Raw genomic sequence first — 12,914 nt, forward strand, 5'->3', positions numbered from 1 at the left:
GACATGAGCGACACGACACGAGACCTGCCGACCCCGCCCGACGTCATCCGCTGCGCCTACGCCGAACTCGTCGTCACCGACCTGCAGGCCTCGAAGTGGTTCTACACCGGACTGCTCGGCCTCGTCGTGACCCACGAGACCGAGGACGCGCTGTACCTGCGGGCCTTCGAGGAGTACCTGCACCACAGCCTCGTCGTGCGGCAGGGGCCCGTGGCGGCGGCGGCCAAGTTCGCCTACCGCGTGCGCACGCCGCAGGACCTCGACCTGGCCGAGGCGCACTACCGCGCGCTCGGGGTCGAGGTCCGCCGGGTGCCCGCCGGGACCACCCGGGGGATCGGCGAGGCCGTCCAGGTCGTCGACCCCCTGGGGTTCCCCGTCGAGTTCTTCCACGAGGCCGAGCACGTCGAGCGGTTCCACCAGCGCTACGACCTGCACGGGGCGGGGGCCATCTCCCGGCTGGACCACTTCAACGTCGTCACCCCCGACGTCCCCGCCGCGCGCGCCTACTACGAGGGCCTGGGGTTCAAGGTGTCCGAGGACATCGAGGACGACGAGGGCACCGTCTACGCCGCCTGGATGTACCGCAAACCCACCGTCCACGACGTCGCCCTCACCGGCGGGGACGGCCCGCGCATGCACCACATCGCCTTCGCGACCCACGAGCGCAGCCAGATCCTGCACCTGTGCGACCACCTCGGGGCCGTGCGGCGCTCGGACCAGATCGAGCGCGGCCCCGGCCGGCACGGGGTCTCCAACGCGTTCTACCTCTACCTGCTGGACCCGGACGGGCACCGCATCGAGATCTACACCCACGACTACTACACCGGTGACCCCGACAACCCGGTCATCACGTGGGACGTGCACGACAACCAGCGCCGCGACTGGTGGGGCAACCCCGTCGTCCCGTCCTGGTACGCGAACGCGTCCACCGTCCTCGACCTCGACGGCACGCCCCGCCCGGTCACCGAACGCACCCAGGACCGCGAGTCCGACGTCACCATCGGCGCCGACGGGTTCTCCTACACCCGCAAGGACGACGAGGCGGTCGGCTTCAAGGTGGGGCACCAGGTGTGAAGACCGTCCGGCAGGCGCCGGCGTGGTCCCTGCGCCAACTCCTCTACTTCGTCACCGTGGCCGAGACGGGGACGATCACCGGTGCCGCCGAGCAGCTGGTGATCTCCCCGTCGGCGGTCGCCGCGGCGGTGGAGAAGCTGGAGCACGCCTTCGGGGTCCAGCTCTGCGTCCGCCGGAAGGCGCACGGCATCACGCTCACCGCGGCGGGGCAGGACCTGCTCCGCCGCTCGCGCGCCCTGCTGGAGGAGGCCGAGGAACTCGCCGAGGTGGGGGGCGGCGCGGGGGAGTCCCTGGGCGGGAACCTCACCGTCGGCTGCTACCACACGCTGGGACCGACCTGCCTGCCGCCGCTGCTGTCGGCGTTCGCCGCCGACCACCCGCGGGTCCGCACGACGTTCACCGAGGCTGACCAGGACAGCCTGCAGGACGGGCTCGAGCGCGGCGAGCTCGACGTGGCCGTCCTGTACGACATGCAGCTGCGCGACGGCGTGGCGAGCCTGGAACTGTTCCGCACCCGCCCGCACGTCCTGCTGCCGGCCGGTCACCCGCTGGCGGGCGACCCCGAGGTCCGGTTGCGCGACCTCGCGGCCGAACCGTTCGTGCTGCTGGACTCACCGCCGAGTTCGCAGGACACGTTCTCGGTGTTCCGGCAGGTCGGCATCGAGCCCCAGGTCCGGTTCCGCGCCGGCGGCCTGGAGACCGTGCGGGCCCTCGTCGGCCGCGGGCTGGGGTGGAGCCTGCTCGTCCAGCGCCCGTGGTCGGACCGGACCTACGAGGGCCGGGAGGTCGTCGTGCGCGAGATCGCCGACGGCGTGCCCGAGGTGCGCGTCCTCCTGGCCTGGTCGCGGCGCACCCCCCTGACCCGGGCCGCACGCGCGTTCGCCCGCGCCGCCCCCACCGCCTTCACCCCCAGTCCCATCCTGTCCCAGCAGTCGACGACGACCGAGGAGAACCGATGAGCACCCAGACCGACACCGTCACCAGCGAGCAGGACCTGCTGGCCCGGGTCACCGTCGCCGAGGGCGTGGAGATCCACGAACCCGCGACGGGGGACCTGCTCGGCCGCGCGCCCGAGCACACCACGGACGACCTCGAGCGCGTCGTGACGGCGGCCACCGCGGCGCAGCCCGGCTGGGCCGGACTCGGGCACGCCGAGCGCAGCGCGGTCCTGCTGCGGATCGCCGACCGCATCGAGGCGGCCGCCGAACCGCTCGCCCGCCTGCTCGCCCGCGAGCAGGGCAAACCCCTCAACGGGCCGAACGCCCGGTTCGAGGTCGGCGCCTGCTCGGCCTGGCTGCGCGCGACGGCGGCCACCGTGCTCGAGGAGGAGGTCGTCGTCGACGACGGCTCGCAGGTGTCCGTCATGACCTACCGGCCCCTGGGCCTGGTCGCGGCGGTCGGGCCGTGGAACTGGCCCCTGATGATCACCGTCTGGCAGGTCGCGCCGTCCCTGCTGATGGGCAACGCCGTCGTCGTGAAGCCGTCGGAGAAGACGCCGCTGAGCGTGCTCGCGCTCGTCTCCCTCATGGCCGAGGAACTGCCCGACGGCGTCCTGGGGGCGCTGTCCGGGGGCCGTGAGCTGGGGGCGTCGCTCGTCGCGCACCCGGCCGTGCGCAAGGTGATGTTCACCGGGTCCACGGCCGCGGGCCGCAAGATCGTCGAGGCGTCGGGGGCGAACCTCGCCCGGCTGACGCTGGAGCTCGGGGGCAACGACGCGGGCATCGTCCTGCCCGACGCCGACCCGCGGGCCATCGCCCAGGACCTGTTCTGGGGCGCCTTCATCAACACCGGCCAGACCTGCGCGGCCCTCAAGCGGCTCTACGTCCACGAGTCGATCCACGACGAGGTCGTCGCGGCGCTGGCCGACGTCGCGAAGGCGATGCCGTTGGGGCGCAGCCTGGACGAGGACAGCGTGCTCGGGCCGGTGCAGAACTCCATGCAGTTCGAGGTCGTCTCCGGCCTCGTCGAGGACGCCAAGCAGCGCGGCGGAACCGTCGTCACCGGGGGTTCGCCGCTGAGCGACCTGGGCCCGCTGTTCTACCCGGTCACGCTGGTCACCGGGCTGCACGACGGCGACCCGCTCGTGGACCAGGAGCAGTTCGGTCCGGCGCTGCCCATCGTCTCCTACTCCGACGTCGAGGAGGCCATCGCCAGCGCCAACCGGCTCGACGTCGGTCTCGGGGCGTCGGTCTGGTCGTCCGACACCGCCCGGGCCCAGGAGGTCGCCGACCGTGTGGAGGCCGGGACGGTCTGGATCAACTCCCACGGCGGGGTGCACCCGATGGCCCCGTTCGGCGGGGTCAAGGGGTCCGGGTACGGCGTCGAGTTCGGTGTCGAGGGTCTGAAGGCCCTCGGGGTGCCGAAGGTCGTGACCCGCCCGGCTGCGCCGGCGGCGCAGTGAGTGCGGCGGACGGGGCCGGGCGGGTCGTCGTCGTCGGCGCCGGGTCGGCCGGTTCGGTCCTGACCCGGCGCCTGCTGGACGCGGGCCGCTCGGTCCTCCTGCTGGAGGCCGGCCCGCCCGAGACGAACCCGGCCATCCCCGAACTCGCGCGGCTCGGGGAGCTCTGGCACTCCGAGGTCGACTGGAACTACTTCACGGTGCCGCAAGCGGGTGCGGCGGGACGGCGGCTGCACCTGCCCCGCGGGAAGGTCGTCGGCGGCTCGCACGCGCTGAACGCCTGCATCTGGGTGCGTGGGTGCAGGCAGGACTACGACGACTGGGCGGCGGCCGGGAACCCCGGCTGGGGCTGGGACGACGTCGTGCCGCTGTTCCGCGCCGCGGAGGAGGTGCTGGGCGTCGTCACCGACTACCCGTTGCACCCGGTCCAGGCCGCGGTGCTCGAGGCGGCGCAGCAGGCGGGTCTGGCCCGCACGCCGGACTACAACGGCGGGCGGCTGGACGGCGTCGCGCCGCAGCAGGTCACGGTGCGCGACGGGCGGCGGCACAACACCTGGCACGCGTACCTGCTGCCCGTCCGCGACCACCCGTCGCTGGAGGTCGTGACCGGGGCCTGGGTCCACGAGCTGCTGCTCGAGGACGGCGCCGTCCGCGGGGTGCGGTACGCCGTGCAGGGGCGGGTGCAGGAGGTCCGCGCCGACACCGTGGTGCTGTGCGCCGGAGCGCTCGACACCCCGCGGGTGCTGCTGCGCTCGGGCGTCGGCCCGCGCGAGGAACTCGCGGCCGTCGGGATCGAGCCCGTGCTCGACCTGCCGGGTGTCGGGCGCAACCTCCACGACCACCTGCTCGCCCCCGTCATCGCGACGGCGCAGCGGGAGGTCCCGCCTCCCGGACCGGGGCAGAGCGCCACGCAGGTGCACTGGTGGTGGCGGTCCCGACCCGGGCTGGACCGCCCGGACACCCAGCCCATCGTGTTCTCGGTCCCGATGTACGACGACACCCTCAGCGGTCCGGCCAACGCCTTCACGGTGTACGGCGGTCTCGTCACGCCGCGCAGCCGGGGGTCCGTGCGGCTCACGAGCGCCGACCCGACGGCACCGACGGCCGTGGACCTCGGGGCGCTCACCCACCCCGACGACGTCGCTTCCCTCGTCGCGTCGGTGCAGCAGGCGCGCGAGGTGGTGCGGCAGCCGGCCCTCGCGGCGTGGGGGGCCGCCGAACTGCACCCCGGGGCCCAGGTGCGGGACGAGGACCTGGAGGACTACGTGCGGCGCACCGCGGTCACGTACCACCACCAGGTCGGCACGGCGCGGATGGGCACCGACGCCCTCGCCGTCGTCGACCCCCGCACGCTCGGCGTGCACGGCGTCGCCGGGCTGCACGTGGCCGACGCGTCGGTGGTCCCCACCATCCCCGCGGGGAACACCAACGCGCCGGCGGTCCTGGTCGCCGAGAAGGCGGCCCGTGCGCTGAGCGCCCTCAGCGTCGCGGGCTGAACACCCCGTCGAAGAACGCGGGCAGTCCGGCTCGATCGGTCAGCGGCAGCACGGCCGCCACGTACTGGTCGGGCCGGACGACCACGACGCACCCGGCGGGGTCGATCCCGCGTTCGGCGAACACGTCCTCCTCGGGGTGCAGGGCGTAGACCTTCTCGTAGTCCGTCAGGCCGAACGGCCCGGTGCGCGGCAGGAACACCGCCGGCACCGTGCCGAGGTCGACCTCGGGGTGCGGGACGGGGTGGACGACCTTGACGTCGAAGAGTGCGTCGAGGTCCTCGTCCGGCCGGGTGTGGGCGACGACGGGGGAGGCCGGGTCGTCCGCCAGCCACTGCGCCCACGCGGTGAGTTCCGCACCCGGCGCCCCGTCGGCGAAGGCGTACAGCCGCCAGCGGCCGTCGGCGCGGGCGTGGTGGCCCAGGTGGACGGGGTTCCCGTCGGCGACCCGGCTGACGCGGGGGGACCTGAACCGCTTGCCCACCGTGAACCCCTTCGCGAGGTCCTGGTGCGCGTCGTCGGCGACGACCTGCGAGGCCGGGTAGTGCGTGCGGAACCCGGCCGGGAACTCGGCGGTGGCGGTGTAGAACTCACCGAGCGCGCCGGGGTCGTCGAACTCCTCGGGCTTGCGCGCCATGAGGGTCGACCACTCGCGGTCGAAGTCGATGAGGTTCTGCGCGATGACCTGCCGCTCGGCGGAGTACGTGCGCAGCAACGACTCCGGGCTGCGTCCGGACAGGACGTGGGCGAGCTTCCAGCCGAGGTTGAACGCGTCCTGCATCGAGACGTTCATGCCCTGACCGGCCTTGGCGCTGTGGGTGTGGCAGGCGTCGCCCGCGATGAAGACGCGCGGGTCCCGGTCCACTCCCGCCGGCACGTCGTCGAACCGCTCGGTGAGCCGGTGCCCCACCTCGTAGACGCTGTACCAGGCGACGTCCTTCACGTCGAGCGTGTACGGGTGCAGGATCTCGTTCGCCTTGGCGATCGCCGTCTCGACGGTCGTGGCCCGGACGGCGCCGGCGTCGTCCGCGGCGGTCTCCCCGAGGTCGACGTACATGCGGAACAGGTGCCCGCCCTCGCGGGGGATGTGCAGGATGCTGCCCGCCCGGGACTGGATCGCGCACTTGGTGCGGATGTCGGGGAAGTCGGTGACCGCGAGGGCGTCCACGACCGCCCAGGCGTGCAGCGCGGCCCCGCCGGCGAGCGTCAGCCCGATGGAGCGGCGGACACCGCTGCGGGCCCCGTCGCAGCCCACGACGTACCGCGCGTGCACGGTGCGCTCGGCGCCGGACGCCTCGCGCAGCCGGACCTCGACGGGGTGGTCCCGGCCGTCCTCGTGGACCGTCAGGTCGAGGAAGTCGTAGCCGAAGTCGGGTTCCATCCGGCTCGGGGAGTTCTCCATGAACTCGGTGAAGTGGTCCAGGACGCGGGCCTGGTTGACGATGAGGTGCGGGAACTCGCTGATGCCGTGCGGGTCGTCGACCGCCCGCGTCGTCCGCACGATCGAGGCGGGGTCGGCCGGGTCCGGCGCCCAGAAGCACATCTCGGTGATCCGGTACGCCTCCTCGGTGATCCGCCCCGCGAAGCCGAACGCCTGGAACGTCTCGACGCTGCGGGCCTGGATGCCGTCCGCCTGGCCGATGGCCAGGCGTCCCTCGCGGCGGTCCACGAGGCGGGTGGTGATGCCCGGGAAGACCGAGAGCTGGGCGGCGAGCAGGACGCCCGCCGGCCCGGCGCCGACGACGAGGACGTCGACCTCCTCGGGCAGGTCGGGGTCCCAGGCGGTGCCGTCGGGGACGGGGGTGACGCGCGGGTCGCCCGAGACGTACCCGTGGTGGTGGAACTGCATGAGGAGCCTCCCGGACGACGGTGTCACCGGCGACGCTAGGTTTCGCCTTCGCGACGGGTCAACCACCGGTGTCCGAGGTGGAACCTCGGCTTCCCCGAGGTGGGCTCAGCCCTCCGGGGAGCCCAGGTCCTCGCCCAGCTCCGCCAGCACTGCGGAGGCGATGCGGAAGGCGGTGTTCGCGTCGGGCACCCCGCAGTACACGGCGGAGGCGAGGATCGTCTCGCCGATCTCGGCGACCGTCACGCCGTTGCGCCGGGCGGCCCGCACGTGCATGGCGAACTCCTCGTGGTGACCGCGCGCGATGAGGGCCGTGAGGGTGATGAGCGAGCGCGTACGCCGGTCCAGGCCGGGGCGCGTCCAGACCGCGCCCCAGGCGTTCTCGGTGATGTACCGCTGGAAGTCGGCGGTGAACCCCGTGGTCCCGGCCACGGCGCGGTCGACGTGCTCGTCGCCGAGCACCTCGCGCCGCACGACCATCCCCGCCCTGTACTCGGGGGAGTACTCGTCGCTGTGGTCCCGAGTCACTGCGTCACCTCTCGTGCCAGGTCCCGGACGATCCGGGCGATCTCCTGCGGCGCCTCGGCCGGGGCCTGGTGCGCCACGTCCTGCAGGACCACGAGGCGCCCGTCGCGCACCCCGTCGGCGATCTCCCGCAGGGACTCCGGCGGGCAGACGGCGTCGTGGGCGCCGGCGACCGCGACGACGGGACGCTCGACCTCGGCGAGGCGGTCGCGGACGTCGAACCGCGCCAGCGCGCCGCAGACCGCGGTGTAGCCCTCGGTGCCCGTGTCCCGCAACGCGTGCAGCAGAGCGGCCCCGACCGCGGGGCGCCGGTCGAGGAACCCCGGGGCGAACCAGCGCTCCGCCGTCGCGCTCACCAGGGAGGCGGTGCCCGAGGCCCGCACCTGCGCCGCGCGTCCCGCCCACGAGTCGGGCGTCCCGATGCGCGCGCCCGTGCAGCACAGCACGGCCCCCAGCACGCGGTCGGGGTGGTCCAGGAGGAGTTGCAGCCCGACCTGCCCGCCGACCGAGTCGCCCGCGTAGAGGAAGGGGCCGTCGTGCCGTTCGGCGACGGCGCCTGCGACCTGCTGGGCGAGGTCGGCGATGGTCAGGTCGTCGGGGACGGGCCGGCGGTCGGCGCCGTGGCCGGGCAGTTCCCAGGCGACGACGTCGAACTCGTCGGAGAGCAGGTCGACGACGGGGCCCCAGCAGGTGGCGGCGGTGGTCCCGAGCGAGGGGCCGAGGACCAGGACGGGTCGGTCGGGGGTCACGGGGTTCCTCCGCGAAGTCGTTCCGCCGCGGCGAGGTTCGCCGCGGCCCTGTCGGGGTGGACGGTCAGACCCGCCAGCAGGTCCGCGGTCTGCGCGGTCGCCACGACCGTCCGGCGGGCCAGCAGTCGCAGGGTGTCCCACTCGGCGTGCCAGGCCCCGTCGGCGCGTTCGTCGACCTGGTCGGCCGCGGCCGCGTGCAGCGTCGCGGCGAGCTGGGGGGCCGCGAGGGCGGTGGAGCGGATCAGGACGGACAGCACGGGGTTCGCCTTGTGCGGCATGGACGACGACCCGCCGCCCGTGCCCTCGGACAGTTCCCCGACCTCGGGCCGCGACAGCGTCAGGACGTCCCGGGCGACGTGCCCGCACGCGTCGGTCGTCGTCGCCAGCGCGTCCCCGGCGCGGGTCACCGGACGTCGGGTCGTGTGCCAGGACGGTGCGTCGGCCAGGCCCAGCCGGGCGGCGAGGTCGCGGCGCTCGGTCAGCACCCCGACGGGCCCACCGGCCTGGACGGGGTAGGTCAGCGCGGCGAGGTCCGCGTCGGCCTCGAGCAGTCCCGTGCGCCACGCGGCGAAGCGGTGGGACAACGGGACGGGCAGCGCCCACTGCGTCAGGGTGCGGGCCGTGACCTCGAGGTGGCCGTGGGCGGCGTCGAGGGTCGCCAGTGCGGCCTGGGCGTCCGCGAGGTGGGTGCGGACCCGGCCCACCGCGTCCCGCAGCATCAGGACGAGCGCGGTGTCCACGACGTCCTGGCTCGTCAGCCCGGTGTGCACCTCGACGCCGGGGTTGGCCCGGCGCAGGGCCCGGACCAGCGGGATGAGGGGGTTGCCGCCCGCCTCGACGTCGAGCGGCTCGTCGGGGGCCGTCAGGTCCGCACCGGCCCACGCCGACTCCACCGCGACCATCGCCGCGGTGAAGGCCTCGTCGGAGAACACGTCGCCGGCCCGGTGGTCACCGGGCCGGAAGAGTTCGCTCACCGGTGGCTCACGCGGGGGTTTCCCCCGGTGCGACGAGGAAGACGGTCTCCTCCGGACCCTGCAGGTGCACGTTGAAACGGTAGCCGTCCGGGTCGGCCGTCGCGACGAGGGTGCGGGCCCGCGGGCCGGCCGCGGTGAGCAGCGGATCCGTCGCGCCGTCGGCGAGGGGGAGGTAAGCGCGGGTGGTGAGGCGGTGCAGCAGCCCGCGGGCGAAGACCGTGACGGCGAAGAACGGCAGCCCGCCGTCGACCGCGCCGGGGGTGAGGGTCGTGAAGGAGTAGTGGCCCGCCCCGTCGGTGGCGCAGCGGCCGAACCCCGTGAACGTCCAGCCGTCGCGGTGCAGGGACCCGTGCCGCTGGACGACGGCGCCGTCGGGGTCGGCCTGCCAGACCTCCAGCAGGGCGTCGGAGACGGGGGTGCCCGCACCGTCGAAGACCGTGCCGTGCAGCCGGACGGCCCCGGGGGTCCCCCTCGGCACGAGCTCGGAGTCGCCGGGGTAGGGCATGGCGTAGTGGAAGAACGGGCCCACGGTCTGGCCCGGGGTCGGCGCGAGGCGGGTCATCCGTGGTCCTCCTCTTCCAGGGGCGTGCGGTGGGCGCCGGTGAGGACGATGTCCCACCGGTAGCCCGTCGCCCACTCGTGCGTGGTGACGTCGTGGTCGTAGGTGGCGACGAGGCGTTCGCGCGCCGCCGGGTCGACGATCGACTGGTAGATCGGGTCCAGCGCGAACAGCGGGTCGCCCGGGAAGTACATCTGGGTCACGAGGCGCTGGGTGAAGTCGGTGCCGAACAGCGAGAAGTGGATGTGCGCCGGGCGCCAGGCGTTGTGGTGGTTCTTCCAGGGGTAGGGCCCGGGTTTCACCGTCGTGAACCGGTAGACGCCGTCGGCGTCGGTGAGCGTCCGGCCCATGCCCGTGAAGTTCGGGTCCAGGGGGGCGGGGTGCTGGTCGCGCTGGTGGACGTAGCGCCCGCCCGCGTTCGCCTGCCAGACCTCCACCAGCTGGTGGCGCACGGGCCGGCCGTCGCCGTCGACGACGCGTCCGGTGACCACCATGCGCTCACCGAGGGGCTCCCCGCCGCGCTGGATCGTCAGGTCCGCTTCGAGCGGGTCGACGTCGCGCTGCCCGAAGGCGGGGGCGAAGAGTTCCACGCCCTCGGGGTCGACCTGGAACAGGTCCTTGGTCGGGTGCCGCAGCAGCGTCGAGCGGTAGGGCGGGTAGTCGCGGTGGGGTTGGAACTCCGGCTCGCGGGTCGTGGCCCACTTCGCCGCGGTGTCCTCGATCTCGGCCGACAGTGCGGCCTGGCTCTCCAGGCCCGTGTCCGGCCCGGTCATCGTGTCGGCCATCCGGTGTAACCCTCCGCGAGGTAGGTGGACCCGGCCTCGGAGGAGACCAGGGAGTGCAGTTCCCCGAGCTGGCGGAGGTCGTCGAAACCCTCGCTGCCGGGGCTGCGGTGCAGCATCGTCGTCATCCAGTAGCTGAAGTGCTGGGCCTTCCACACCCGGGCCAGGGCGCGGTCGGTGTACTCGTCGAGCAGGTCGAGGTCGTCCTTGGTCAGGGCGTCCACCAGGACCTCGGCGAGCACCCGGACGTCGGCCAGGGCGAGGTTCAGGCCCTTCGCGCCCGTCGGCGGGACGGTGTGCGCGGCGTCTCCGGCCAGGACGAGGCGGCCGTGCCGCATCGGGGTCTGGACGAAGCTGCGGAACGGCAGGACCGAACGGCTGATGACGGGACCCTCGACGAGTTCGAACCCGTCCCGGCCGGCGAGCCGTCCCTGGAGCTCGTCCCAGATCCGGGCGTCGGACCAGTCGTCGACGTTCTCCGCCGGGTCGCACTGGAAGTACATGCGCTGCACCGACTCGGTGCGCTGGCTGATGAGCGCGAACCCCGTCTCGGAGCGGTTGTAGATCAGTTCGTCAGAACTCTTGGGGGCCTCGCAGAGGATCCCGAACCAGGCGAACGGGTACTCGCGGAACCAGCGCTGGTGGCCGGCGACGAGGTCGCGGCAGACGCTGCGGGACCCGTCGGCGCCGACGACGACCTCGGCCTGCACCTCGTGCCGCGACCCGTCGGCCGCGGTGAAGACCACCCGGGGCGATCCGGTGACGTCGTGCACCCCGACGTCGGAGACGCCGTAGTGCAGGTTCCCGCCGTCGCGGGTGCGGGCGCGGTGCAGGTCGGTGAACACCTCGGTCTGCGGGTAGAGCCAGACGGAGTTCCCGACGAGCCGCTCGAAGTCCAGGTGGTGGGACGCGCCGTCGAAGCGCAGGAAGATGCCGCCGTGGCGGTCGCCCTCGGTGAGGACGCGCTGGGGTCCGTCGCCGTAGACGCCCGTCTCGGTGAGCAGGCGCACGCTGTCGGTCTCCAGGATGCCCGCGCGGTGGGTCGTCTCGATCTCGTGGACCGTCCGGTGGTCCACGACCACCGTGTCGATCCCCGCGCGGTGCAGCAGGTGGGAGGCCATGAGGCCCGCGGGGCCACCCCCGACGACCGCGACCCGCGTGCGGTGGGTCGTGACGGGGGCGTGGGACGGCGTCGTCATGGGGCGAGGCTAGGGCCGGTGCCGGTGAGCGGCCAGGGCGCCGTGCCACTGAGTGGAATAGCCTGGTGGCGTGGCCGGTCGTTCCGCTCCCGGCGCCTCCCTCGTGGACCGCGCCCTCGACGTGCTCGGCGCCTTCGAGCCCGAGCACCGCGTCCTGCGCCTGGCCGACCTCGCGGCCCGCAGCGGGCTCACTCCGTCCACGACGCTGCGCATCGTGCGCCGGCTGCAGACCAGGGGTTTCGTCGCCCGGCGCGCGGACGGGTCCTACGTGGTGGGGCGCCGGACGTGGGACCTCGGGCTGCTGGCGCCGGTGCAGACCGACCTGCGCGACGTCGCCGCGCCGTTCCTGCAGGACCTGCAGGCGGCGACGCGGGCCACGGTGCACCTCGCCCAGCGTGACGGCGACCGGGTCCTCTACCTCGACCGGTTGCAGGGGTCGGCGTCGGTGCCCGTCGTGAGCCGCGTCGGCGGGCGGCTGCCCCTGCACACCACCGGGGTGGGCAAGGTCCTGCTGGCGCACGCCCCCGCGGACGTCGTGGCGCACGTCCTCGCCGGGCTGGACCGCGTGACGCCGTACAGCATCACCTCGCCCGCTCTGCTGCAGCGTCAGCTCGCCCAGGTCCGCCGGGAGGGCTTCGCCAGCACGAGCGGGGAGATGGACGTCGGGAACGCCTCCGTCGCCGTGCCCGTGCGGGGAGCCGACGGGCAGGTCGTCGCGGCCCTCGGCCTCGTGGTCGCGACGCTCGGCCGCGACCGGCAGCGGCTCGTGGCGGCGCTCACGGTGGCGGCGGCGGGCATCGGGCGCGCCCTGCGGGCCGATCTTCGCCTGCCCGGGTGACAGTGCTGGTTGAGAGTTGTACTTGTCTAGAAGCAGACCCACCATGGACCTCGTGACCAGCACGAGCTCCACGGTGAGCCAGACCCTCGAGGGTCCCGACTTCTTCTCCCGCCTCCTGGCGACGGTGGCCGACGGCGACCGCCGCATGACGGTGGAGGACGCCGACGGCCGCCGCTTCGTGCTCGTCTCCGAGGAGCGCTACCGGGCGCTGGAGGAGTTCGAGCGCCGCCACGGCGGTCTGGCGCCGGCGGCGGGGCGGACGCCGTCGCTGACCGCCCGCGAGCGGGAGATCCTCCAGCTGACCGCCGACGGGAACCCCGGCGCCGTCGTGGCCGAACGCCTGGGCCTGGCGCCGAACACCGTCGCCCAGCACTTGGCCTCGGTGCGTCGCAAGTACGGCGTCCGGTCCTCCGCCGCGGCCGCGGCCCTGGCGCGGCAGGCCGGTCTGGTCGACTGAGGGGCAGGCCGACGGGGCGG

Annotated in this window: 13 protein-coding genes; 6 read left to right on the forward strand and 7 right to left on the reverse strand. The window is 73.9% G+C overall.

Annotation, left to right across the window (positions count from 1 at the left end; genetic code table 11):
• Positions 1-3 precede the first annotated feature (3 nt).
• The 4 genes from hpaD to AB1207_RS15320 are packed head-to-tail and all read left to right on the forward strand — an operon-like array spanning position 4 to position 4,968.
• A complete protein-coding gene (gene hpaD, locus AB1207_RS15305; RefSeq protein ID WP_367639244.1) occupies positions 4-1,074 on the forward strand; it encodes a 3,4-dihydroxyphenylacetate 2,3-dioxygenase in 1,071 nt (356 codons plus the stop codon).
• A complete protein-coding gene (locus AB1207_RS15310; RefSeq protein ID WP_367639245.1) occupies positions 1,071-2,033 on the forward strand; it encodes a LysR family transcriptional regulator in 963 nt (320 codons plus the stop codon). Before hpaD ends, AB1207_RS15310 begins: the two co-directional genes overlap by 4 nt.
• Complete coding sequence (locus tag AB1207_RS15315; RefSeq protein ID WP_367639246.1) at positions 2,030-3,475, forward strand: aldehyde dehydrogenase family protein; 1,446 nt, start codon at positions 2,030-2,032, stop codon at positions 3,473-3,475. Before AB1207_RS15310 ends, AB1207_RS15315 begins: the two co-directional genes overlap by 4 nt.
• On the forward strand, positions 3,472-4,968 hold the full coding sequence (locus tag AB1207_RS15320; protein ID WP_367639247.1) for a GMC family oxidoreductase: 1,497 nt from the start codon (positions 3,472-3,474) through the stop codon (positions 4,966-4,968). Before AB1207_RS15315 ends, AB1207_RS15320 begins: the two co-directional genes overlap by 4 nt.
• Here the strand turns inward: AB1207_RS15320 and AB1207_RS15325 are convergent.
• The 7 genes from AB1207_RS15325 to AB1207_RS15355 form a co-directional block, all read right to left on the reverse strand.
• Positions 4,952-6,814: an FAD-dependent monooxygenase gene (locus AB1207_RS15325; protein ID WP_367639248.1), complete on the reverse strand. Its 1,863-nt coding sequence runs from the start codon at positions 6,812-6,814 to the stop codon at positions 4,952-4,954. The genes AB1207_RS15320 and AB1207_RS15325 overlap by 17 nt on opposite strands.
• A 105-nt stretch (positions 6,815-6,919) precedes the next feature.
• Positions 6,920-7,291, reverse strand: a complete 372-nt coding sequence (pcaC, locus tag AB1207_RS15330; RefSeq protein ID WP_367639361.1) for a 4-carboxymuconolactone decarboxylase — start codon at positions 7,289-7,291, stop codon at positions 6,920-6,922.
• 44 nt (positions 7,292-7,335) lie between these two features.
• Entirely contained in the window at positions 7,336-8,085 is a 750-nt protein-coding gene (locus AB1207_RS15335) for an alpha/beta fold hydrolase (protein ID WP_367639249.1), read from the reverse strand.
• Positions 8,082-9,059, reverse strand: coding sequence for a lyase family protein (locus tag AB1207_RS15340; protein ID WP_367639250.1), 978 nt, complete (start codon positions 9,057-9,059; stop codon positions 8,082-8,084). The genes AB1207_RS15335 and AB1207_RS15340 overlap by 4 nt, the downstream gene beginning before the upstream one ends.
• A 7-nt stretch (positions 9,060-9,066) precedes the next feature.
• Positions 9,067-9,621, reverse strand: coding sequence for a protocatechuate 3,4-dioxygenase subunit alpha (pcaG, locus tag AB1207_RS15345; RefSeq protein WP_367639251.1), 555 nt, complete (start codon positions 9,619-9,621; stop codon positions 9,067-9,069).
• Positions 9,618-10,391 (reverse strand): protocatechuate 3,4-dioxygenase subunit beta, encoded by a 774-nt coding sequence (gene pcaH / locus AB1207_RS15350; protein WP_437178955.1) that lies wholly within the window; start codon positions 10,389-10,391, stop codon positions 9,618-9,620. The genes pcaG and pcaH overlap by 4 nt, the downstream gene beginning before the upstream one ends.
• Positions 10,388-11,599 carry a 4-hydroxybenzoate 3-monooxygenase gene (locus AB1207_RS15355; protein ID WP_367639253.1) on the reverse strand — a complete coding sequence of 404 codons (1,212 nt, stop codon included), beginning with the start codon at positions 11,597-11,599 and terminating at the stop codon, positions 10,388-10,390. The genes pcaH and AB1207_RS15355 overlap by 4 nt, the downstream gene beginning before the upstream one ends.
• Before the next feature lie 70 nt (positions 11,600-11,669).
• Here AB1207_RS15355 and AB1207_RS15360 point away from each other — a divergent pair, with 70 nt between their 5' ends.
• A complete protein-coding gene (locus AB1207_RS15360) occupies positions 11,670-12,437 on the forward strand; it encodes an IclR family transcriptional regulator (RefSeq protein ID WP_367639254.1) in 768 nt (255 codons plus the stop codon).
• Between the two features lie 52 nt (positions 12,438-12,489).
• Entirely contained in the window at positions 12,490-12,894 is a 405-nt protein-coding gene (locus AB1207_RS15365; RefSeq protein ID WP_367639255.1) for a helix-turn-helix transcriptional regulator, read from the forward strand.
• Positions 12,895-12,914 lie beyond the last annotated feature (20 nt).

Origin of the sequence: Kineococcus endophyticus, from assembly GCF_040796495.1 — a bacterium.
In the GTDB taxonomy this organism is placed as follows: domain Bacteria; phylum Actinomycetota; class Actinomycetes; order Actinomycetales; family Kineococcaceae; genus Kineococcus; species Kineococcus endophyticus.

What these genes read in the sequence shown, in the direction of transcription:
- hpaD (WP_367639244.1), top strand. Translation starts at nt 4, where the DNA reads ATGAGCGACACGACACGAGACCTGCCGACCCCGCCCGACGTCATCCGC.
- AB1207_RS15315 (WP_367639246.1), top strand. Translation starts at nt 2,030, where the DNA reads ATGAGCACCCAGACCGACACCGTCACCAGCGAGCAGGACCTGCTGGCC.
- AB1207_RS15325 (WP_367639248.1), bottom strand. Translation starts at nt 6,814, where the DNA reads ATGCAGTTCCACCACCACGGGTACGTCTCGGGCGACCCGCGCGTCACC.
- pcaC (WP_367639361.1), bottom strand. Translation starts at nt 7,291, where the DNA reads ATGGTCGTGCGGCGCGAGGTGCTCGGCGACGAGCACGTCGACCGCGCC.
- pcaG (WP_367639251.1), bottom strand. Translation starts at nt 9,621, where the DNA reads ATGACCCGCCTCGCGCCGACCCCGGGCCAGACCGTGGGCCCGTTCTTC.
- pcaH (WP_437178955.1), bottom strand. Translation starts at nt 10,391, where the DNA reads ATGACCGGGCCGGACACGGGCCTGGAGAGCCAGGCCGCACTGTCGGCC.
- AB1207_RS15355 (WP_367639253.1), bottom strand. Translation starts at nt 11,599, where the DNA reads ATGACGACGCCGTCCCACGCCCCCGTCACGACCCACCGCACGCGGGTC.